Below are 22,161 nucleotides of genomic sequence, written 5' to 3'. Positions count from 1 at the left end.
CTATAATTGCGTGTTCGCAAAATCAACCAGTAACACGGGTCGATAACTGCTTAGCTTGGAGAGTATTTTGATAGTAGCAAAGGGTGAGTATCTACATTATTTGTAGAGCGTAAAATCAATGAAAATATCAGTAGTCATACCTTTGTACAATAAAGCTAGGTTTGTATCTAGAGCGCTGGAGTCTATTTTTGCGCAGACAAAACAACCGCTTGAGGTTATTGTCATCGACGATGGCTCTTCCGATGATGGAGTTGAGGTGGTAGAACGCTTATTTGGTGATAAAGTTCGCTTAATTAAGCATCCCAAAAATCTAGGAGTATCTCAAGCTAGGAACTCTGGAATTCTCGAGGCTTCAGGTGAGTTTATTGCGTTTTTAGACGCCGATGATTACTGGTTACCGCAATTTCTTGAGACGATAGAATCACTGTACCGAAGCAACCCTGAAGGCTCTGTATTTTTTACTGCTTATCAGTTTTACAATGGTGACGAACTACAACCAGCGAAGAATGCACATTTGCCAAGTCAGCCAGCAGAAGTTAAAGACTATTTTTTAGCTTGTTGTAACGCAGACTTGCCAATAACGTCATCTTCTGTCTGCATTAAAACTGAAGCACTTAAGCTTGTTGGTATGTTTCCTGTTGGTGTTAAACTGGGTGAAGATCAAGTCGTTTGGGGCCGCCTTGCTTGTCAAATGCATTTATTCTACTCGCCAGAATATTTGGTTGTTTATGACCTAAATGCATCAAAGTCTGATTCAACGCAATCAACAGCGCCAGAAAGTATAGAGTTATCTCCTCATATTTATTTTTTTGACGCCTTAGCCAAAGAAAAAAATACGCCACAGCGCTTTGTGAGTAGTATTCGTTATTTGTTACACCTCTCTGTTATGAGCTGCGTAAGAAAAAATTTGATGAAAGGTCATAAACAGGTCGCTTTCTCTATTTTAAAAGGTAACGAGTACTTAATTTGGGACAAATACAGACTGATCGCATTTACATTGTTGTTACTGCCTACTTCTCTTATTTCACGGTTTTTCCGATATGCACGTACTTTTAGATAAAATTAAACAAAGCCCTGATATTGCAAGTCAACTTGAGCATGCAATTCATCGTGAGAATATGAGTAAAGAAACGGAAGTAATTACTTTCGTTAACCCCTATTCTTATCTTTTGCTTAGAGATAAACATGAATTAACCAAGCACATTGATGCAATTCATACTGACGCTATATCGTCAGCCAAGTTGTTCTCATTATTTCTAGGGCGAACGGTGCCGCGTAATAGTTTTGATATGAGCTCTTTTGCTAAAACTTTCTTAGAAAAAGCTGATGAACATAAACTAAAAGTTTACTTTATAGGCGCAAAAGCAGAAGAGATAGAAAAAACCATTGCTATATTCAGAAATAACTATCCAAATATGAATATAGTTGGTTATGAACATGGTTATTTTGATTCAGAAGAGGATGTGTTCTCGCGTATAGCGACCTCTGGAGCTGAGTATGTTATTTGTGGGCTAGGTACGCCAAAGCAAGATGAATTTGCCGTAAAACTTAAAGCTAAACAAGGATGCGTAAAGCAAGTGTACACGTGTGGTGGCTTTTTACACCAGACATCTAGTAAGTTGCATTATTATCCGGCTTGGATAGATAAATTCCATTTAAGATGGTTGTACCGAGTTTTTGATAGCTCATATGTACTAAAACGACTATTAAAGCAGTATCCACAATTTTTTGGCGTCTTTTTTGTCGATTTGTTTAAAAAGACCAGCGAGTAATAAAGGTTTTATATGAAAATTATGGTAACAGGCGGTGCTGGATTTATAGGCTCAGCTGTTGTAAGGACTATCGTAAATGCTACTGAGCATGAAGTAATTAATGTTGATAAGTTAACTTATGCGGGTAATTTAGAATCACTTGAAAGCGTGTCTGCAAGTGAGCGATATACTTTTGAGCAGGCTGATATTTGCTCTTTGGCATCGATGCAGCGTATTTTTTCTGAGTATCAACCCGATATAGTTATGCACCTTGCTGCTGAAAGCCATGTCGACCGCTCAATTGATGGTCCAAGTGATTTTATCCAAACCAATATCATTGGAACTTATACGTTATTAGAAGCTGCACGAATGCACTTTAATCAGCTGAGTGATGAGAAGAAGCAAGCATTTAGATTTCATCATATCTCAACTGATGAGGTATATGGTGATTTGGCTGATAGCGGTGAGTTGTTTACAGAAAATACAGCCTATGATCCTAGCTCACCGTATTCTGCATCTAAGGCCTCAAGCGACCACCTAGTTCGTGCTTGGCATAGAACTTATGGCCTGCCTACAGTAATAACAAACTGTTCTAATAACTATGGTCCGTATCATTTTCCTGAAAAGCTTATTCCTTTAATGATACTCAATGCACTTGAGGGTAAGCCTTTACCTGTATATGGCGATGGACAGCAGATCCGAGATTGGTTGTATGTTGAAGATCATGCAAAAGCGCTTGTTCTTGTTGCAACACAAGGTCAGCTGGGGGAAACCTATAACATAGGTGGGCTCAATGAAAAGACTAATCTTGAGGTGGTAACAACGATTTGTGAGTTACTACAAGAGTTGCAACCGAATTTACCTAAAGGTATTGGTCACTACAAAGAGCTAATTACATTTGTTGCAGACAGACCTGGCCATGACTTACGTTACGCTATTGATGCGAGTAAGTTAGAGAGAGAGCTTGGGTGGAAGCCTGAGGAAACTTTCGAATCCGGCTTAAAGAAAACAGTTGAGTGGTTTTTAACAAATCAATCTTGGTGGAGCAGAGTGTTGGATGGTTCTTACCAAAGAGAACGGTTAGGGCAGGGACAATAAATGAAAGGCATTATCTTAGCTGGTGGTTCGGGAACGAGGCTATATCCTATTACCCAAGGTGTTTCAAAGCAGCTGTTACCGATTTACGATAAGCCAATGGTTTACTATCCGCTATCAGTGCTTATGCTAGCAGGCATTAAGGATGTGTTAGTTATAACAACGCCAGAGGATGCAGCGGGTTTTGAACGAATTTTAGAAGATGGCAGCCAGTTTGGTATAAATATTAGCTACGCGCAGCAACCTAACCCTGACGGTTTGGCCCAAGCTTTTATCATTGGTGAAGAGTTTATTGGCGATGATTCGGTGTGTTTGGTACTCGGAGATAATATTTTCTATGGACAAGGGTTTACACCAAAGTTATTAAACGCCGCGAGTAAAACAAATGGCGCGACGGTCTTTGGTTATCAAGTCGGCGATCCTGAGCGCTTTGGTGTCGTTGAATTCGATAATAATTTTAAAGCGCTTTCTATCGAAGAAAAACCACAAAGTCCTAAATCAAACTATGCTGTGACAGGTTTATATTTTTACGATAATTCTGTTGTTGAAATAGCTAAAACAATAGCACCGTCAAGTCGAGGTGAGCTTGAGATCACGTGCGTCAACAACGAATATCTAAAGCGAGGTTTGCTGGATGTTGAAGTGCTTGGAAGAGGCTTTGCTTGGCTCGATACTGGCACTCACGATAGTTTATTAGAAGCAAGTCACTTTGTACAAACCTTAGAAAGACGTCAAGGCTTAAAAGTAGCTTGTCTTGAAGAAATAGCATGGAAGCAAGGTTGGTTGACTAAAGATGCTTTGCAAGCTCGTGCTGATTTAATGCACAAAAATGACTACGGCAAATATTTGGGTTCACTCGTAAAGGCTGCAGTAAAGTGATAAAGCAAATTGAGTTTAAACCTCGGGGTGATGAACGAGGCTCGCTGATTGCATTGGAAGTCAATCAAGAGATTCCGTTCAGTATTCAGCGTATTTACTATATCTATGGCACAAAACCGGATGTTTCTAGAGGCTTTCATGCCCACAAGAACTTACAGCAAGTGATTTTTGCCGCGTCGGGTGCCTGTGACCTACTACTAGATGATGGTGTAACTAAGCAAACGATTCGCCTAGACTCGCCTGAAAAAGGGATCCTGATCAATGGCGTTGTTTGGCGGGAAATGCATAACTTCACGCCAGATTGCGTATTAATGGTGTTAGCTAGCGATGTGTATGATGAGTCTGACTACCTTCGTGATTATGACGAGTTTTTGAATTGGATAAAATGAAATGATCCACCCTCTTGCAGATGTTAAAACCGATATCATTGGTGACGGCACGACCATATGGCAGTTTGCCGTTGTGCTCAGTGGTGCTAAAATAGGTAAAAATGTTAATGTATGTGCTCATACGTTAATCGAAAATGATGTGATTATCGGCGACAGAGTTACTATCAAATCTGGTGTATATTTGTGGAATGGTTTACGCATAGAAGATGATGTGTTTATTGGACCAAATGCGACATTTACCAACGATATAATGCCTCGTTCAAAGCAGTATCCAGAGCAGTTTCCCAAAACGACGGTAAAAAAAGGCGCTTCTATCGGTGCGAATGCCACGATTCTTCCCGGTATCGAGATCGGTTGCAATGCTATGATTGGCGCAGGCTCTGTTGTAACAAAATCAGTACCTGATAATGCCGTTGTTATTGGCAACCCCGCACGCGTAGTGCGCTATTTAGAACACAACAACTAAACTTTATTTTTAATGAGTACCATCATGTCAATTCAAGTCCCATTTCTAAACTTACAGGCTATTAATGCTCAGTATCAAGGTGAACTAGAACAAGCTGCAAAGCGTGTTATTCAATCTGGATGGTATCTATGTGGAAGTGAGCTAGAGTCCTTTGAGGCTGAATTTGCGCAATACTGCCAAACAAAGCACTGTATTGGCGTGGCAAATGGTTTAGATGCTCTAACGCTTACATTGCAAGCTTGGCTTGAAATGGGTAAGTTGAATAAGGGTGATGAAGTGTTGGTTCCTGCTAATACCTACATCGCTTCAATTCTTGCTATTTCAAAAAATGGTTTAGTGCCCGTTTTAGTTGAGCCAAACCCCAACACATTTAACATTGATGTTAATAATATGACTGCAAGTCTGAGTGGAAAAACCAAAGCAGTTATGGCAGTGCACTTATATGGCCAATTGAGTGAGATGGAAGCTATTTGCGCGTTTGCTAGGGAGCATGCGCTGTTGGTTATCGAAGATTCAGCCCAATCACATGGGGCGACAATTAACGGTAAAAAAGCAGGTAGTTTTGGTGATGCTGCAGGATTTAGCTTCTACCCAGGCAAAAACTTAGGCGCGTTAGGTGATGCAGGGGCAATTACAACCAATGATGATGAGCTTGCAAATGTGCTTTTTGCTCTCAGGAACTACGGCTCACATAAGAAATATGAAAACCTATATCAGGGAGTTAATTCTCGTCTTGATGAAATTCAAGCTGCATTTTTGAAAGTCAAACTAACTCATCTTGATAATGAAATTGCACGCCGTCGTGACATTGCGGCACGTTACCTCAGTGAAATAGACAACGCACATATCAGATTGCCACATGTGGCGTCAGATGAAGCTCACGTGTGGCACTTATTTGTTATTCAGACAGATGTAAGAGATGCGCTACAAGCTTATTTATTGGAACAAGGCGTCCAGTGTTTAATTCACTACCCAATTCCTCCACATAAACAGCAAGCATACCCAGAATTAAGTCACTTAGAGCTACCAATTTCGGAGAACTTACATCGTAAGGTACTATCTTTACCTGTAGACCCTACTATGACGGATGCTCAAGTAGAGCTAGTTATCCAAGCGGTAAACAGTTTCTCATTATGAAGTTATTCAGCGTTACCATATTAAGCGGGTTACTCACCTTGCTTAATATGGTAAAGGGCTTTGTTGTATCAAAGTTTGTGGCTGTGTATGCCGGAACGGAAGGTGTGGCGTTAGTTGGCCAATTGCAAAGCTTTGTTAATGGCCTAAATGGTGTAATGTGTAACCAGCTATCGCAGGGCGTATCCCGTTATACGGCTGAATTTAGAGATAATCCTACACGGTATTGGCGAGCAACAACACGACTAATTAGCTTTATACTTGTTGTGATGGCGCCTGTTATTGTTTTAGCTTCAAGCTCCCTAGCAGATCTTTTATTCAAGAGCTCGGCTTTATATTGGGTCATACTTCTTGTCTTATTCATGCTCCCTTTAAACATCGCGAATGCTCTATTGTTGGCCGTGGTTAACGGCCGAGAGGAACATGCCAAATACATAACAACCCTGATGATTTCAACGGTGGTTTCCTGTTTAGCGGCAGTCTTAATGATATATACGTTTGGGCTGATTGGCGGCTTGGCTGCCGTGGCTATTAATAATGCAATTGCTGGAATTGTTGTAGTATCAAGGGTGTTTAAAGAGCCTTGGTTTAAATTGAAAAACTGGTTTGGGGCAAGTGAAAAAACGGACCTCAAGGTTATGGCTAAATATCTTGGACTTGGACTTGTTGGTGCGCTGACTGGCCCCATTTCATTAATTCTGGTTCGGGATTCGTTAACCTCGGGTATTTCAATTGATGCTGCTGGGCAATGGCAATTAGTATGGAATATATCCACAGCTTATTTATCAATCCTGATTACAGCACTAGGTGTCTATTATTATCCAAAGCTATCTAAATCAACCAGCAGAGTAGAATTAAAAAATACAACTTTACAAGTTGTTTTGCTTGTAATGTGTTTGGCTGTGCTCGGTGGCGGGATTATTTATAGTTTAAGAGAATTTTTGATCCTGTTGCTTGCAACAGATGATTTTTTACCTGCAGAACAGCTATTTAAAACGCAAATTATTGGTGATGTGATCCGCATTTTAAGTCATGTAGGCGCATTACTTATGTTGGCGAAAGGTTACTTTAAAATGAATGCTTTTTGTGAAATTTTTGCCAGCTTTGGTTTTGCGTTTTTAACCATGTACCTGATCGATATTCACGGCCTAGTTGGCGTATCTGAAGCCTATGCAATGACTTACTTTACTTATGGGATTATTGTGTGGACAGTCTTTTATAACCATTGGAAGAAAATGGAGCCCTAATGAGTGATGCTTCACCCCCTCTAGTTTCGGTATTAATGCCTTGCTATAACGCAAAAGAGTTTCTTCAGGAAAGCATAAAGTCTGTTATCAATCAGACTTATCGTAATTTAGAAATTCTATGTGTTGATGATGGCTCAACAGATAATACGTTGACATTGCTGCAAGATTTGTCAACAAGCTATCCGCAGGTAAAAGTATTTTCAAAAAAGAACGGTGGCGCTTCAAGTGCTCGCAATCATGCTCTAGAATTTGCTACTGGTCACTACATTTGCATGGTCGATTCCGACGACACTTTGGCGGAAGATGCGATAGAAAAACTACTTACAGCGATTCAGGACTCTAACGCCGATGCTGGTTTATTTGATCTCTATTACTGGGATGGCGGCTCAAAACGGAGTAAATTCAAAAATGTGCCCGTGCAAGGAACTGTAAGCGGACTTGAAGCAACTGAATTATCTCTAGATTGGAGCTTACATGGTGTGGGTATGTACAAAGCGTCTATATTCTCAAATATCCGTTACGATGAATCTAATTTACACGGCGATGAATTGACGACAAGGGAATTGTTTTTAACCTGCCAGAGTATTGCATTCAGTAGCGGTAGGTATTTTTATCGCCAGCATCAAAACTCGTCAACTAAGTCATTTTCTATGGCACGATTTGGGTTATTGCAAAATCAAATGAAGCTAAAATCTTTGCTTGATAGTAAAGGTGTGTTTGAACAAATGCAATCGAGGTTTTGTGCTCAGCTAATGGTTTGTGTATGGGCAGGATATGTCGTTATGACGGAAAATAAGCCAAGAATGACACCTGAACAAATCACACAAGTGGAAGCATTAATTTCGCAGTGCAGAAACATAATTAAACAAACTTTTTCTATAAAAGTGATACAATACGGCCCTTTGTACTTGCGTTTACTTACTTGTTCTGTGTTGAGTCGATTTTTGCTCAAGTCCGTAGCAAGTGGGTTTGTTTTATTAAAACGTATTTTAAAACGTTAATTTGGAAGTCATTTTGAAGTTTACAGTTATTATTCCTTTTTATAATCAACAGCATTTCGTCAATGATACTCTTTCTAGTGTATTGGCCGCGATCCGCGCTGAAGATGAGGTCATAGCAATAGACGACTGTTCACCAGATAACACTTTTGACGTATTAAAAGCTTTTGCCCAAACTGATGAACGAATCCATGTATATCAGAATGATGAAAATAAACGTCAAGTCAAAACAATGAATCGTGCAGCCTCGTTAGCTAAAGGCGATGTGTTAGTTGTTTTAGGTGGTGATGATTTATTAGGTAAGGGCTTTGTTCATCAGTTAATAAAACCTTTTAATGAAGGGGCTGACGTGGTGTTTTCACCAGTAAAATTCTTTCATCGTACCTCTGAGGTTGATTTTTCGCTCAGCGATAATCGAGATAGTATGGATCTTACTTTCAAAGATGTGTTATTTGGCTGGGGTAGTCGTGCTGGGGAAAAGTACAGCATTATTGGATGTGCTATAAAGCGCTCGACGTTTGTTGAACTTGGTGGCTTTTCAGAAGATGTTGTAATTGAAGACCATGACTTTTTCTTAAAGGCGGCAAAACAAAATAAAACAATGCGAATTATTGGCGGGCAGTACGCTTTTTACAGACAAGTTGCCGGTAGTATTTCCAGTAATATGAAGCGTATGATGAAAGAAGACTATAAGGTGATTGGCAAGCATACCTCGGGAATAATTAAATGGGCTGCGGTGTTTAGACGATTACTAAGTTTTACTGCTGTTGCACTTAAGCGAGCACTTAAAAAAAGTGAGCGGGTATCGTGAATAAAGGCGTTCTAGTCATTTCTTTTGCTACTGGCTCGCAAAATGGGGTAGGTTTACTCGCTGAGCAGCTAAAAGAAAGCGAAAATATCAAGTTTGAATTTTTCTCAAAGTCACTTAAAACTGTGGCTGGTGATATTTTTCGTATAATCAAACAAGGAATTGCAAGCCACACTGTTGTTATTAATTATGTATTTTTGTGCTTATTGTTTGCACCTATATTTAGGGTGCTAGGTAAGCGAGTCGTATTCATTCCTCATGAAGGTGAGCCTCTTTTTCCCAAAGCTTTAAAAGGACAAATACAGACTGCTCGGCGTGTAGTTGCGTCGAAACAACTTACTAAGTTATGTATCTTTATAGCTAACAAGACTTTCTGTTTATCTAAATTACAGGCAAGAGCTTTAAAGTCTAACGACAATGATATTATTCATTTCGGTGCGGACTTTCCTTACACTAACAGCGAAAAAGAGGTTACTCATTTCTTTTTTCCTAATCGCAAGTATGAGGAAATTAAAGGGTTTGTACAAATTAGCTCGTGCCACCATTTAATTACTAATCGTGAAAATGGTGAGTTGAGTTACCAAGAAATGCTCAGTCATTATGCTAAAGCTCAAGTGGTTCTGATACCTTCTATCATCGAGACTTACTCCTACTGCATGGTAGAAGCTATGTTGGCAAATAGTATTGTTGTGACAACTAGAAGTGTCGGCTTAGCGTTTGATTTAGAAATTGAACTTGGTGCGGAAAAACTCCGAGAATATGGAATTTACATGGTTGAGCAACCAAATGACGTAGCGATGTTTGTACTCGAAAATTATAGCATGTTGATAAAAAAGCAATCTAAAACAAGAGAGCTAGCAAAAACATATGGTTTAGATGGCAAAGCCGCAGTGAAAACAATGGAATCATTATATGATGGTAAAAAATAACTATCTATTTTTTATCGTTGTAATGTCGCTAGCTAGCTTTGTCTCTTACACATATTACAACCCACTACCAACCAATGCCCTTTTCGAGGTGATGGTGCTAACTAGCCTATTATTGCTAGCAAAGAGAATGGAAGCTGGAGCGTGGTTTATCGTATGCGGTTGTTTGTGTTACATCGCTTATACTTTCACGCTGTCATACCTTGGTGCTACGCATCCCAAAGACTACTTTTTAGCTTACAAATCTTATGTGTATCTTATAATACTCGCCTTTTTTTCGGGGAAATGCCTTTTTAGCCAGGCGCAAATACGCATACTTTTTAATACTTTACTAGTTATATTTTTTTGTAAATACATACTGTGGTTTATTTTTGCAACGTTCAAAAGACCAGGTGTATTTGCAGAAAATAACTTTGAGATCATGACTATATTGTTCATTGCGCTTGCCGCGTGGTCAATTGAGAAAAAGCTTACTGGCATGCAGTGGATTACATTGACATTGGTTGTATTTATGTCGGGTTCTCGATCAGGTGTGGTTTCCTATTTCGCCATGCTCACTTTATTACTTATTAGAACTTTTGATTTTAAAACCGTATTGAAGTTAATGGTTTTAGGAGTGATAGGTATTGGCGTTGTTGCTGTTTTAGCAAGCCGTTTATCTGGTGATGATGTAAGTTCCATCGACAGGGTGGTGTTTGCCCAAGGTTTTTTAATTGCTATAAAAGATTGGACTTGGTTCAATTTTTTATTTGGCTCAGCCCCCTTAACAGCATTACCAGATGTGGTGTGCGACAGGCTAGTATTCTACAAAACTCTTTTCAGCGCCAAAGATCCAACAGTTTGTTACTCTGTTATTCTTCACTCATATGTGATTAGACAAGTATTTGATCATGGTATTGTGGGTTTATTTATTGTTTTTGTTATTTTGAACTATCTGATGAAAATTAGTCTTGTAACTGGCAGAGTGCGGTTAAGTGTATTGGCAATTTTGTTTTTAAATGGCTTGTCAGTTAGTTCTATTAACAGTGTTTACGCGTTGGTTGGTATTGTGGTGATATTAACCACAATGTATCCTCATAGGTTTGCATTAGAGAGGAAAAAGTTAGCTGCAGAACTTGATTCAAATAAGTGTATTAAAAGTGACTTTTAACCGTAACGCTAAGTTCTTACTTTGGTAAATACTTAGGAATGGGGGAAGCTTGTGTGAAGATTTTAGTTATTGGTTGTGGCTACGTTGGTTTATCTAATGCTATTTTGTTAGCGCAACATAATGAAGTTACTGTTTTCGATATTGATAACCTGCGGCTAGATATGTTGAACGCGAAAGTTTCTCCTATTTGTGATGATGATATTGATGACTATTTAAAAAATAAAAAGCTAAATCTTCAAGTGACCAAAGCTTTAGAAGAGTCTATAAGCACTGCTGATTTTGTTATAATCGCAACTCCTACCGATTATGATCCAGATACCAATTATTTTAATACCGAGTCTGTCGAGTCATCTCTAAGCGCTATTGAGCAATACAACCCTAATGTGACAGTTATTATTAAATCGACCGTTCCAGTTGGCTTTACTAATAAAATAAGACAGCGAGTTAAGCTGAAAAAAGTCATTTTCTCCCCTGAATTCTTACGAGAAGGTAGGGCATTGCACGATAATTTATACCCCTCAAGAATTGTTATCGGAGATCATTCGGTCCAAGCAAACATATTTGCTGAACTGCTGCAGCAAGGCGCCGTCAAAAAAAATATTGAAGTTCTATATACCGATGCAACCGAAGCTGAAGCAATAAAGCTATTCTCAAATACCTATTTGGCAATGCGAGTGGCTTATTTCAATGAATTAGATAGTTACGCTGAATCGCATGGTTTGAATTCGAAACAAATCATTAAGGGGGTTTGTTTAGATCCGCGTATTGGCGATCATTATAACAACCCTTCTTTTGGTTACGGTGGTTATTGTTTACCGAAAGATACTAAGCAGCTTCTCGCAAATTATCAAAATGTACCTAACAACATAATTCAAGCTATTGTTGATGCAAATACAACTAGGAAGGACTTTATTGCAGAGTCTATTGTAAAAAAACAGCCAAAAGTTGTTGGTATTTATCGTCTTATTATGAAAGCTGGGTCTGATAATTTTAGAGCATCTTCTATTCAAGGTGTGATGAAGCGTATCAAAGCAAAAGGCATAGAGGTGGTTGTGTATGAGCCTGTGCTAACAGAAGCACGCTTTTTTAACTCACGAGTGGTTGCTGATCTTGAAGAATTTAAACAAATCAGTGATGTGATCGTTTCAAATCGAATGGTTGCAGAATTGAGTGATGTTCAAGAAAAGGTTTATACACGAGACTTATTTGGTTGCGATTAAAATAATAACACCTTAGGTTTGGTAAAAGTGCGGTGTTCATTAAAAAGTTTGTTCACATATCGGGCACTTAAATGCAATAAAGCCTTTTGTGCTAGACTCTAAGCGGCATATGCGTATAATTTCGGCTGTTGTAGCTTAGTAGAGAAAATGGACAGTTGCATGAAGCAATGGTATTTAGTGTATTGTAAGCCTAAACAAGAAGCCAGAGCGTGCGAAAACATAATGCAACAAGGGATTGAGGCTTTTTACCCAACTTTTACACGACGTAAAACGTCAGCTGCAAAACAAATCATACAGCCTTTGTTCCCCAGATACCTATTTGTGTATATTGATCCATACTCTGTTCATTTTTCTGCAATAAAATACACGCGTGGTGTTAGTGATTTTGTTCGCTTTGGAGAGCGGATTCAAATCGTCCCACAAGAGATCATTGCCCAACTTCGTATAGGACAGCCTGTTGAGGAACAATTCGATTTTAAAAGCGGCGACCAAGTCACACTATCAAGTGGTTGTTACAAGAATATAGAAGCGATATATCAGCAGGCCGATGGCGACACTCGAAGTATTTTGTTAATAAAGTTATTAAATCAATACGTTGAGATTATTGCGCAAAATAATGACATTCAAAAACTAAGTTAGTACTTTTATCTTAGTTGGATGTAATAAAAATTATATAGCTTATAGTTTGGCGGCAGGTTAAATTTAACCTATATAAGGCAAAAAATAGGGCAAAAACAGATAAATTATCAGCATTTAGGGGCTGAAACCTAAGGGCGGAAGCGTGCCTGAATTGGGCTTGAGCTAGTGTTTACGTGCACTAATAAAACGAACGCGTGTTAATATTGCTCTGTTACCCAAAGAAGATTGAAGCGATGTGCTATGAGGGCTCAATGCAGCCTGAAACCTTCTCTAAGCTTTACAGACAGTGCACCCTGAGCTTGTTTAAGGGCTTCTATGGTTATGCGAAGCTAAGTGCTCATTCTGAACTAAGCTGTCATCCAGAACTAAGCTGTCATTCTGAACTTATTTCAGGATCTTTGTACCTTCTACAACTGAGGTCGAGTTATATATAAATTTAACATGCAAAACAGTAGTAAAGAGTAACTTTAAAGTAAGCGCTTAAAAGGTTTAAAGCTGAGCTAGCTTACCTAAGAGCTGCTTTGCACCTAGTGCGCTACTTGCGATCAGTAGGCGTGCATGCTTTAATTGACGCACTAAATTCGGTTGCTATTAAATAAAAAGCAATAAAAAGAAAAGATTATCATTTTTTGGGAAGACACAATGGCGTTAAGCTGTAAAACTATCATTGCTAGTAGCCTTTTGTTGGCAATGAGTGGCTGCACACTCGTACCTGGTGGTCACTTTGAAGGAATTAACTCTGGTCAACAAACTGCAAACCTTGAGCGCGATTTAGAAAAAGTAAACATTCACATCATTGACTCTCAGCTAGTTCAAGAGCATAAAATAAAAAGCGCCAAAGAGTTAGACCGCTCGGCGCTTGAAGGTATTGATGTATCTGATTACGAATACCGTTTAGGGGTGGGTGATGTGATCACCATAGGTGTGTGGGATCACCCTGAGTTAACTATTCCGGCGGCTGTACAAAGAACGGCTGAGTTTGATGGTTTTCGTGTACAAGCTGATGGCACTATTACCTACGCGTATGCTCCCAAAGTGCCAGCTGCAGGTAAAACCGTCACTGAGCTGCGTGATGAGCTGGCAAAAAGACTAAGCCGTGTTATTGAAGACCCACAAGTTGATGTAAAAGTAGTGGGCTTTAAAAGCCAAAAGGCGTATGTAACAGGTGAAGTAACCAAACCGGGTGTTTATCCAATCACTGAAACGCCAGTCACGCTTATTGATGCAATTAATCAAGCGGGCGGCTTGAGTGAAAGCGCTGATTGGGAAACCGTAACATTTACGCGTGGTGATAATACTGAAGTTATCCAGCTAGATGACTTTTATGCTCGCGGCGATATATCGCAAAACCGCTTGCTTCAGCATGGTGATATCATACATGTGAGCCGCAATGACAAACGCAACGTGTATGTGCTTGGCGATGTTATCAAAGCGGGTAAGGTAAATGTGAATCGCTATGGGTTAAGCCTTGCTGAGGCATTGACTGATGTGGGTGGTTTTAATGAGCGAACAGCCGACGCAAACGGCGTTTTTGTATTGCGTAAACGCGACCTACAAAAAGACGGTGTACTGGCAGATGTGTATCAGCTTCATGCTAACAATGTTGCATCACTAGTTCTTGCAGAGCAATTTGAGCTGCAAGCACAAGATATTGTGTATGTAACCAGTGCGCCATTGGCTCGTTGGAACAAAGTTATCAGCTTGTTATTGCCTTCACTGTCAACAGTGGACGCAATTCAAGATATCCAAAACCAATAGTGTGAATACTCATGTTTGATAGTGTGTTAATGGTTTGTGCGGGTAATATTTGCCGCAGTCCAACCGCAGAATATGTATTAAAAAGCAAATTAGCGGGTAAGAATGTTCAAGTGTCATCAGCGGGCTTGACCGCGCTAGAAGGTAAATCGGCCGAGGCAATGGCGCAAGCGCTCACTAAGGCGCAAGGGATCGACATGAGCCCTCACCAAGGGCGCCAGCTCAATGGTGCTCTGGTTGCTCAAAATAGCTTAATCCTAGTCATGGAGCATAGACATTTAGATGATTTATGCAGCCGTTATCCCCAAGCGCGTGGTAAAACCTTTCTACTTGGTAAATGGATTGGAGATAAAGAAATCCCTGATCCATATCGACAATCTAAAGAAGCGTTTGCACACGTATATGAGCTTATTGATAGCGCCTGTGGCGCTTGGCAACAGTATTTATAAGGAATTGTGAGTATATGAATGCTCAGCCAAATCTAATTACTCAACAAAAGTCCCAAAAAGAAGACGCTCAAGAAATCGATTTAATGGCGCTATTTGGCGCCTTGCTTGATGCAAAATGGTTTATTGTTGGCGTTACTGCGTTATTTATGTTGTTGGGCGTAGCTTACGCGATATTTAGCACGCCAATCTACCAAGCCACAGCGATGGTACAAGTTGAAGAGAAAGGCGGTTCAGTCCCCGGTTTTGACGACATGTCTGGTATGTTTGAGAGTACCTCGGCGGCGGTAACGGAGATTGAATTACTTAAATCTAGAAGTATTATAGGTGAGACCGTAGACACACTGAACCTAGATACAGTCGTTGAACCCAAGCTATTTCCATTATTTGGTGGCCGCAGTTTCCGTAAGTTTGTAGCACAAACTGAAGATGAAGTTGCAGAACCAAGCTTTGGCGCAAGCTCTTATGCATGGGGCGGTGAACAAGTTGAAATTCACCGCTTTAGAGTACCGAAAAGCGCAGAAGGGATTGAGTTCACTCTACAAGCACAAACTGATGATAATTTTGCTTTATTAAATGAAAACGGTGAAGAGGTGCTTGCGGGAAAAGTAGGGGAAGAGGTACAAGCTGGTCAGTTTGAATTAACCATTAAAACGCTTATTGCGCGCCCTGGTACTGAGTTTTCAATTGTAAAGCGTAATAGATTACAAACCACACTAGACTTGCAAAGTACTATTTCTGCATCTGAAAAAGGTAAGGATTCAGGTATTATCAACCTAGCGCTTCAAGATAAAAGCCCTGCTTACGCAGAAAAAGTACTCGACAAAGTGGCTGGTATTTATGTACGCCGTAATGTTGAGCGTAATAGTGCTGAGGCGCAACAATCTTTAGAGTTTTTAGAAGTACAGCTGCCAGATGTTAAGCGCAACTTAGAGCGTGCTGAAAAGGCCTTTAATGAATATCAAATCCGACAAGAATCTATCGATATAAGCTTAGAGACGCAAGCAGTACTCGAGCAAATTGTAATATTGGAAACAAAACTGCAAGAGCTAGACTTAAAACGATTAGAGCTCGGCCGTAAATTTAAACGCGAGCACCCTTCGTATCGTGGTGTAGTTGAGCAGATAGAAACAGTAAAACGTCAACGCAACGAACTCGCTGGTGAAGTGCAAGGCCTGCCAGAAACCCAGCGTGAACTGTTGCGCTTAAAGCGTGATGTAGAAGTAAACAACGAGATCTACACCCTCTTACTTGGGAAAACTCAAGAGCTAGATATTGTGCGTGCGGGTACGGTGGGTAATGTGCGTATTGTTGACTACGCAGAGGTAAATACAACCCAGCCGGTCAAACCTAAAAAAGCACTAATCGTTGTGATGGCAACCATGCTTGGCGGAATGATAGCAGTAGCTATGGTGCTTATTCAAAAAGCGCTGCACAAAGGTATTGAAGACCCAGCTGAAATAGAAGCGTTAGGCATGCCTGTGTATGCAAGCGTGCCATTCTCAGATTATCAAGTAAAACTGACTGGCTTTGCCAAAGCGCGCAAAGGCAAAACGGCAAAAGCCAAATCAATATTAGCCATTGATAACCCAGCAGACCTCTCTGTTGAAGCACTCCGTAGCCTGCGTACAAGCCTACACTTTGCGATGCTAGAGGCTAAAAATAACGTTATAGCAATTTCAGGTCCAAGCCCAGGTGTAGGTAAATCATTTATTACGGTGAACCTTGCAACGGTACTTGCACAAAGTGGGAAAAAGGTACTTGTAATAGATGGAGATATGCGCAAAGGCTATTTACAGACCCAGTTTGGCATGAAGTGGGATAACGGTTTAAGTGATTATTTGTCAGGTCGCCTAAACTTAGCTCAAACCGTTAAGCACACGCAAGTAGAAGGGCTAGATGTAATGACTCGTGGTCAAATACCGCCGAACCCTTCAGAGCTACTAATGCATGAAAACTTTAGCAAGTTGATTGGTGAAGTGAGCAAAATGTACGACTTAGTGATTGTTGATACACCGCCAATCTTAGCGGTAACAGACCCAGCTATTGTGAGTGCGCATGCAGGCACAACATTACTAGTAACCCGTTTTGGTCAAAACCATGCAAAAGAGCTAGAAATTACACGAAATCGTTTTGAGCAAAATGGTATTGATGTAAAAGGTGTTGTGTTCAACGGTGTCATTCGTAAATCCAGCAATGCATATGGGTATTATGGATATTACAACTACGAGTACAAATCAGACAAAGCATAGCAGGTTATGTCGCAACTCGTAGTAACGGCTTTACGTTACGACCGATAAGATGAGTCGTTACTGTGAGACATAGAGCAAGCCGGAGTTGATGCAACATAACAACTCAATATGTATAAAGTGGCATTTATGTTGAGATTGAAAGATAACCAATCAAGGTTAGTCAACTGCGAATTTACTTCGAAGAATAATAGCTCTGCATGAAGATATAGGGCGTTATAAATAGGGAGGCTGAATAAGACAAGTAAAGCCTCCTAAAATCCAATTGGCATTTCTAAATAAATCAGTTAGAGACAATAAAAGGGAACTCTGTGAAAGTACTTACAGTATTTGGAACAAGACCTGAAGCAATCAAAATGGCTCCTTTAGTACACGCTCTTAAGCAAGATGTACGCTTCGATGCCAAAGTATGTGTTACAGCACAGCACAGAGAGATGCTAGATCAGGTATTAGAGTTATTCAAAATTACACCTGATTATGATTTAAACTTAATGAAAGCTGGGCAGACGCTACCAGAAGTGACAAGCCGAATTTTATTAGAGCTTACTCCAGTATTTAAAGAGTTTAAGCCAGATGTGGTCTTAGTACATGGCGATACTGCAACCACATTTGCAGCAAGCTTAGCAGCTTATTATGAACAAATTTCAGTTGGTCATGTCGAAGCAGGGTTGCGTACAGGCAATATATACTCTCCATGGCCAGAAGAAGCAAACCGCAAGCTTACAGGGGCGCTTACCAGATACCACTTTGCTCCCACTGAGACCTCTAAACAAAACTTGCTAATTGAAAATTACCATGAGGAAAATATATTTGTTACGGGTAACACCGTGATCGATGCTTTGCTAATGGTTAAGCATCAAATAGAAACAGACTCAGATCTAAGCAATGCTCTAGCTGCACAATTCCCCATGTTAGATGAGAGCAAAAAGCTTATCTTAGTTACAGGTCACCGAAGAGAAAGTTTTGGTGGTGGATTTGAACGTATTTGCGAAGCGTTAGCTAAAACAGCGAAAGTACATCCAGAAACGCAAATTCTATACCCTGTGCACTTGAACCCGAATGTACAAGAGCCAGTTAATCGTATTTTAAAAGACGTAAACAACATACACCTGATCGAGCCGCAGCAGTATTTGCCATTCGTGTATTTAATGAATCGTGCACATACCATTCTAACCGACTCAGGCGGCATTCAAGAAGAAGCCCCAAGCCTTGGTAAGCCAGTACTAGTTATGCGTGATACAACTGAGCGTCCAGAAGCGGTTGAGGCTGGTACAGTAAAACTAGTGGGTACTGACGTCGAGCTAATAACATCATCACTCACCGAGTTACTTACGAATGAAGCAAGTTATGCCGAAATGAGCAGGGCGCACAATCCATACGGTGATGGTGAAGCATGTAAACGCATTTGCGATATTTTAGCTAGTTAATAAAAAAGTTAGTTTTTAATTTTTTGCTTACAGCTTACAGAATTTATAAAAAGGGATATCATGTCTTTTGAAACAATTTCAGTAATAGGTCTTGGTTATATTGGGCTTCCAACTGCAGCAATGTTTGCCTCCCGCAAGAAGAAAGTAATTGGCGTCGATGTAAACCAAAATGCAGTAGATACTATTAACCGTGGTGAAATTCATATTGTAGAACCTGAGCTTGATATGATTGTTCACGCTGCGGTTAAAGAAGGTTATTTAAAGGCTACAATTACTCCCAAACCAGCAGATGCTTTTTTAATTGCAGTACCAACACCATTTAAAAATAATGACTCTGATATTCCTGAGCCAGATCTTTCTTATATTCAAGCGGCCGTAAAAGCAATTGCACCAGTTTTAAAAAAGGGTGACTTAGTAATACTCGAGTCAACATCACCTGTGGGCGCTACAGAGCAAATGGCTGAATGGTTAGCTGAAGCTCGAGGTGATTTAACTTTCCCGCAAACACATGATGAAAGCTCTGATATTCGTATTGCACATTGTCCTGAACGAGTATTGCCTGGTCACGTGGTACGTGAATTAGTTGAAAATGACCGCGTAATCGGTGGTATGACAGCTAAATGCTCAGAAACGGCGATTGAACTTTACAAAACTTTTGTTGAAGGTGAATGTGTTACGACAAATGCACGAACTGCAGAAATGGCTAAATTAACTGAAAATTCATGTAGGGATGTTCAAATAGCCTTCGCAAATGAGCTATCCATTATTTGCGATAAGCTAGATATAGATGTATGGGAGCTTATTTCGCTAGCCAACCGTCACCCTCGCATTAATATTTTACAACCAGGTCCTGGTGTAGGTGGGCACTGTATTGCAGTTGACCCTTGGTTTATCGTAAGTAAAACACCAGATGAAGCACGGGTCATACACACTGCACGCCTAGTAAATGATTCAAAACCTGACTGGGTAATAAACAAAGTCAAATTAGCAATTTCCGATTTCTTACAGAATAATCCAAGTAAAACTGTTATAGATGTTACTGTAGCTTGTTATGGCTTGGCGTTTAAGCCTGATATTGATGATTTACGAGAAAGCCCCGCGATGTTAATTATGCACAGTATTTCACAAATGCATCAAGGTCAAACCTTAGTCGTCGAGCCCAACATTGATTACGATCATAAAGAACTCGGCAATTCTAAATTGGTTAATCTTGAGCTTGCAGTTGAAGAGGCGGATATTCATGTAATGTTAGTTGATCATAAGCAGTTTAAAAAAATTACAGCACCTAAGGGCTTGATTGTTGATACGAAGGGGATTTGGTCATGAATCTAACAAAAGAAACTAAAATTGCCATCATAGGTTTAGGTTATGTCGGTTTGCCATTGGCTGTTGAGTTATCAAAGAAATTTAATGTGCTAGGGTTTGATATTAACTCAGCGCGTGTAGAAGAGTTGCAATCTGGTCATGACTCAACATTGGAAGTGACCGATGAGGCGCTTCAAGCTGCAGCATCACTGCGCTTTGCAAGTAACAAGAGTGAGCTTGCAGATAGTACGGTTTACATTGTTACCGTGCCAACGCCAATCGACGACAATAATGCACCTGATTTAAGACCGTTACAAAAAGCCTCAGAAATGCTGGGTGAGTTTGTTGCTAAAGGTGATGTGGTAATTTACGAGTCTACAGTGTACCCCGGTGCGACAGAAGAAGTCTGTTTGCCAATCATTGAGAAAGTATCTGGGTTGAAGTTCAACGAAGATTTCTTTGCAGGTTATTCGCCAGAACGTATTAACCCAGGTGATAAAGTTAATACACTTACAAAAATCATGAAAATCACATCAGGCTCAACACCAGAGGTTGCTGATTTTGTAGATGCTTTATATGGCTCAATTGTTGAAGCTGGCACGCATAAAGCAAGCTCGATTAGAGTAGCAGAAGCTGCAAAAGTGATTGAGAACACTCAGCGTGATTTAAATATCGCGATTATTAATGAGTTTGCGAAAATCTTTAACCGCTTAGGTATTGATACGGAAGAAGTATTGAATGCCGCTGGTACAAAGTGGAACTTCTTAAAATTCAAGCCAGGTTTAGTTGGTGGACATTGCATAAGTGTTGATCCTTATTATCTTACATACAAAGCGCAAGAAGTCGGCTACCGACCAGAAGTAATTTTAGCTGGTCGTCGTATCAATGATGGCATGGGCGAGTATGTTGCTACTCAGCTGGTTAAGAAGTTGGCGAGCAAAAAAATTCATATTGATGAAGCTAAAGTGCTTATTCTCGGTTTCACCTTTAAAGGTGATTGTCCAGATGTTCGTAATACTAAAATTATAGATATCGTTAAAGAGTTAAAAGACTTTAACATGACGGTAGATGTCTACGATGATTGGGCAAACCCAGGTGAAGTTAAGCATGAATATGGTATCGACCTGATCACAGAGTTAGAAGAAGGTAAGTATGATGGTATTGTACTTGCTGTAGATCACTCAGGGTTGAAAAAAATGGGCGAAAAAAAACTGCGTTCATTCGGAAAAGAAAATCATGTGCTGTATGACGTTAAGCATGTGTTAAAGCCATCAGAAGCAGATATTAGACTTTAAGGAGCTAGTTGTAGCATGAAAAATTTTGCATTAATTGGTGCTGCGGGCTACATCGCACCACGTCACCTTCGCGCGATTAAAGATACGGGTAATAATTTAGTTGCAGCAATGGATATCAATGATTCTGTGGGTATTATGGATAGCCATTTCCCTGAGGCTGAATTTTTCACAGAATTTGAAGACTTCACGGCGTTTGTTGAAGACCAAGCTTTACATGGTAATAAACTAGATTATATTTCAATTTGTAGCCCAAACTATCTGCATGCACCACACATGAAGTATGCACTTAAAAATGGCATCGATGTAATTTGTGAAAAGCCGTTGGTATTGCACTCAGAAGATATGGATATTCTGAAAGAGTATGAGCAAAAATATGGTGCTCGTGTTAACTCAATTCTACAGCTACGTTTACACCCATCAATTATCGCCTTAAGAGAAAAAGTTGCAGCAGCGCCTGCTGATAAAGTATTCGATGTTGATTTAACGTACATGACATCACGCGGTAAATGGTACATGAAGTCTTGGAAAGGCTTTGACCACAAATCAGGCGGCGTGGCGACGAACATTGGTGTGCACTTTTACGACATGCTTCACTTTATTTTTGGTGAACTAAAAAGCAACGAAGTGCATTTTAGAGATGAAAAAACAGCGAGTGGCTATCTTGAATATGAGCGTGCGCGAGTTAAATGGTTCTTATCAATCGACTCAAGTAACCTACCAGACAACGCAGTCAAAGGTGAAAAGCTAACTTACCGTAGTATCACCATTAATGATGGTGATAACACCGAAGAGCTAGAATTCTCAGGTGGCTTTACCGACCTACATACTCAAAGCTATCAAAATGTGTTAGCAGGTAATGGGTTTGGTATTGATGCAAACCGAATTGCCATTGAAACAGTTGAGAACATTCGCGTTCAAGATGTTGTTGAAGCTGGTGAGAAAGCGCATCCATTATTAATTAAGGTTTTATAAAAAAAATCAA

The 22,161-nt window shown here is 40.0% G+C and carries 21 protein-coding genes; all 21 read left to right on the top strand.

Features of this window, described 5'->3' with window-relative positions; translation table 11 throughout:
• Window positions 1-118 precede the first annotated feature (118 nt).
• The 21 genes from HC733_RS01540 to HC733_RS01440 all read left to right on the top strand — a co-directional run bounded on the left by HC733_RS01540 (window position 119) and on the right by HC733_RS01440 (window position 22,151).
• A complete protein-coding gene (locus HC733_RS01540) occupies window positions 119-1,060 on the top strand; it encodes a glycosyltransferase family 2 protein (protein ID WP_190363299.1) in 942 nt (313 codons plus the stop codon).
• On the top strand, window positions 1,041-1,772 hold the full coding sequence (locus HC733_RS01535) for a WecB/TagA/CpsF family glycosyltransferase (protein WP_190363298.1): 732 nt from the start codon (window positions 1,041-1,043) through the stop codon (window positions 1,770-1,772). Before HC733_RS01540 ends, HC733_RS01535 begins: the two co-directional genes overlap by 20 nt.
• 12 nt (window positions 1,773-1,784) lie before the next feature.
• Entirely contained in the window at window positions 1,785-2,849 is a 1,065-nt protein-coding gene (rfbB, locus tag HC733_RS01530) for a dTDP-glucose 4,6-dehydratase (RefSeq protein ID WP_190363297.1), read from the top strand.
• Window positions 2,850-3,725 carry a glucose-1-phosphate thymidylyltransferase RfbA gene (rfbA, locus tag HC733_RS01525; protein WP_190363296.1) on the top strand — a complete coding sequence of 292 codons (876 nt, stop codon included), beginning with the start codon at window positions 2,850-2,852 and terminating at the stop codon, window positions 3,723-3,725. It begins immediately after the preceding gene.
• Window positions 3,722-4,114 (top strand): WxcM-like domain-containing protein, encoded by a 393-nt coding sequence (locus tag HC733_RS01520; RefSeq protein ID WP_190363295.1) that lies wholly within the window; start codon window positions 3,722-3,724, stop codon window positions 4,112-4,114. Before rfbA ends, HC733_RS01520 begins: the two co-directional genes overlap by 4 nt.
• A gap of 1 nt (window position 4,115) precedes the next feature.
• Window positions 4,116-4,580 (top strand): acyltransferase, encoded by a 465-nt coding sequence (locus HC733_RS01515; protein ID WP_190363294.1) that lies wholly within the window; start codon window positions 4,116-4,118, stop codon window positions 4,578-4,580.
• 24 nt (window positions 4,581-4,604) lie between these two features.
• Window positions 4,605-5,717: a DegT/DnrJ/EryC1/StrS family aminotransferase gene (locus HC733_RS01510; RefSeq protein WP_190363293.1), complete on the top strand. Its 1,113-nt coding sequence runs from the start codon at window positions 4,605-4,607 to the stop codon at window positions 5,715-5,717.
• Complete coding sequence (locus HC733_RS01505) at window positions 5,714-6,961, top strand: O-antigen translocase (protein WP_190363292.1); 1,248 nt, start codon at window positions 5,714-5,716, stop codon at window positions 6,959-6,961. Before HC733_RS01510 ends, HC733_RS01505 begins: the two co-directional genes overlap by 4 nt.
• Window positions 6,961-7,962 (top strand): glycosyltransferase family 2 protein, encoded by a 1,002-nt coding sequence (locus HC733_RS01500; protein WP_190363291.1) that lies wholly within the window; start codon window positions 6,961-6,963, stop codon window positions 7,960-7,962. Before HC733_RS01505 ends, HC733_RS01500 begins: the two co-directional genes overlap by 1 nt.
• 13 nt (window positions 7,963-7,975) lie before the next feature.
• Window positions 7,976-8,770, top strand: a complete 795-nt coding sequence (locus tag HC733_RS01495; protein ID WP_190363290.1) for a glycosyltransferase family 2 protein — start codon at window positions 7,976-7,978, stop codon at window positions 8,768-8,770.
• The gene (locus HC733_RS01490) at window positions 8,767-9,696 is read left to right on the top strand and encodes a hypothetical protein (protein WP_190363289.1); all 930 of its coding nucleotides are present in this window, start codon (window positions 8,767-8,769) and stop codon (window positions 9,694-9,696) included. The genes HC733_RS01495 and HC733_RS01490 overlap by 4 nt, the downstream gene beginning before the upstream one ends.
• 247 nt (window positions 9,697-9,943) lie before the next feature.
• Window positions 9,944-10,843: a hypothetical protein gene (locus HC733_RS01485; protein ID WP_190363288.1), complete on the top strand. Its 900-nt coding sequence runs from the start codon at window positions 9,944-9,946 to the stop codon at window positions 10,841-10,843.
• A 53-nt stretch (window positions 10,844-10,896) separates the two neighbouring features.
• A complete protein-coding gene (locus HC733_RS01480) occupies window positions 10,897-12,063 on the top strand; it encodes a nucleotide sugar dehydrogenase (RefSeq protein WP_190363287.1) in 1,167 nt (388 codons plus the stop codon).
• Window positions 12,064-12,222: 159 nt separating this feature from the next.
• Complete coding sequence (gene rfaH / locus HC733_RS01475) at window positions 12,223-12,702, top strand: transcription/translation regulatory transformer protein RfaH (RefSeq protein ID WP_190363286.1); 480 nt, start codon at window positions 12,223-12,225, stop codon at window positions 12,700-12,702.
• A gap of 642 nt (window positions 12,703-13,344) precedes the next feature.
• Window positions 13,345-14,460 (top strand): polysaccharide export protein, encoded by a 1,116-nt coding sequence (locus tag HC733_RS01470; protein ID WP_190363285.1) that lies wholly within the window; start codon window positions 13,345-13,347, stop codon window positions 14,458-14,460.
• Window positions 14,461-14,471: 11 nt separating this feature from the next.
• Complete coding sequence (locus HC733_RS01465) at window positions 14,472-14,906, top strand: low molecular weight protein-tyrosine-phosphatase (protein ID WP_190363284.1); 435 nt, start codon at window positions 14,472-14,474, stop codon at window positions 14,904-14,906.
• A gap of 14 nt (window positions 14,907-14,920) precedes the next feature.
• The gene (locus tag HC733_RS01460) at window positions 14,921-17,155 is read left to right on the top strand and encodes a polysaccharide biosynthesis tyrosine autokinase (protein WP_190363283.1); all 2,235 of its coding nucleotides are present in this window, start codon (window positions 14,921-14,923) and stop codon (window positions 17,153-17,155) included.
• Window positions 17,156-17,463: 308 nt separating this feature from the next.
• On the top strand, window positions 17,464-18,579 hold the full coding sequence (gene wecB / locus HC733_RS01455; RefSeq protein WP_190363282.1) for a non-hydrolyzing UDP-N-acetylglucosamine 2-epimerase: 1,116 nt from the start codon (window positions 17,464-17,466) through the stop codon (window positions 18,577-18,579).
• A gap of 60 nt (window positions 18,580-18,639) precedes the next feature.
• Window positions 18,640-19,905, top strand: a complete 1,266-nt coding sequence (gene wecC, locus HC733_RS01450; protein ID WP_190363281.1) for a UDP-N-acetyl-D-mannosamine dehydrogenase — start codon at window positions 18,640-18,642, stop codon at window positions 19,903-19,905.
• Window positions 19,902-21,179 (top strand): nucleotide sugar dehydrogenase, encoded by a 1,278-nt coding sequence (locus HC733_RS01445; RefSeq protein ID WP_190363280.1) that lies wholly within the window; start codon window positions 19,902-19,904, stop codon window positions 21,177-21,179. Before wecC ends, HC733_RS01445 begins: the two co-directional genes overlap by 4 nt.
• Window positions 21,180-21,194: 15 nt before the next feature.
• Window positions 21,195-22,151: a Gfo/Idh/MocA family oxidoreductase gene (locus HC733_RS01440; RefSeq protein WP_190363279.1), complete on the top strand. Its 957-nt coding sequence runs from the start codon at window positions 21,195-21,197 to the stop codon at window positions 22,149-22,151.
• The last annotated feature ends 10 nt before the right edge of the window (window positions 22,152-22,161 follow it).

This window comes from Pseudoalteromonas sp. S16_S37 (assembly GCF_014694405.1).
Taxonomy (GTDB): domain Bacteria; phylum Pseudomonadota; class Gammaproteobacteria; order Enterobacterales; family Alteromonadaceae; genus Pseudoalteromonas.
The sequence above is the reverse complement of the archived record's forward strand: the minus strand, read 5'-3'. Positions and strand labels throughout refer to the sequence as shown.

What these genes read in the sequence shown, in the direction of transcription:
- rfaH (WP_190363286.1), top strand. Translation starts at nt 12,223, where the DNA reads ATGAAGCAATGGTATTTAGTGTATTGTAAGCCTAAACAAGAAGCCAGA.
- HC733_RS01540 (WP_190363299.1), top strand. Translation starts at nt 119, where the DNA reads ATGAAAATATCAGTAGTCATACCTTTGTACAATAAAGCTAGGTTTGTA.
- HC733_RS01500 (WP_190363291.1), top strand. Translation starts at nt 6,961, where the DNA reads ATGAGTGATGCTTCACCCCCTCTAGTTTCGGTATTAATGCCTTGCTAT.
- rfbB (WP_190363297.1), top strand. Translation starts at nt 1,785, where the DNA reads ATGAAAATTATGGTAACAGGCGGTGCTGGATTTATAGGCTCAGCTGTT.
- HC733_RS01505 (WP_190363292.1), top strand. Translation starts at nt 5,714, where the DNA reads ATGAAGTTATTCAGCGTTACCATATTAAGCGGGTTACTCACCTTGCTT.
- HC733_RS01465 (WP_190363284.1), top strand. Translation starts at nt 14,472, where the DNA reads ATGTTTGATAGTGTGTTAATGGTTTGTGCGGGTAATATTTGCCGCAGT.
- HC733_RS01515 (WP_190363294.1), top strand. Translation starts at nt 4,116, where the DNA reads ATGATCCACCCTCTTGCAGATGTTAAAACCGATATCATTGGTGACGGC.
- HC733_RS01535 (WP_190363298.1), top strand. Translation starts at nt 1,041, where the DNA reads ATGCACGTACTTTTAGATAAAATTAAACAAAGCCCTGATATTGCAAGT.
- HC733_RS01460 (WP_190363283.1), top strand. Translation starts at nt 14,921, where the DNA reads ATGAATGCTCAGCCAAATCTAATTACTCAACAAAAGTCCCAAAAAGAA.
- wecC (WP_190363281.1), top strand. Translation starts at nt 18,640, where the DNA reads ATGTCTTTTGAAACAATTTCAGTAATAGGTCTTGGTTATATTGGGCTT.
- HC733_RS01510 (WP_190363293.1), top strand. Translation starts at nt 4,605, where the DNA reads ATGTCAATTCAAGTCCCATTTCTAAACTTACAGGCTATTAATGCTCAG.
- HC733_RS01440 (WP_190363279.1), top strand. Translation starts at nt 21,195, where the DNA reads ATGAAAAATTTTGCATTAATTGGTGCTGCGGGCTACATCGCACCACGT.
- HC733_RS01445 (WP_190363280.1), top strand. Translation starts at nt 19,902, where the DNA reads ATGAATCTAACAAAAGAAACTAAAATTGCCATCATAGGTTTAGGTTAT.
- rfbA (WP_190363296.1), top strand. Translation starts at nt 2,850, where the DNA reads ATGAAAGGCATTATCTTAGCTGGTGGTTCGGGAACGAGGCTATATCCT.
- HC733_RS01470 (WP_190363285.1), top strand. Translation starts at nt 13,345, where the DNA reads ATGGCGTTAAGCTGTAAAACTATCATTGCTAGTAGCCTTTTGTTGGCA.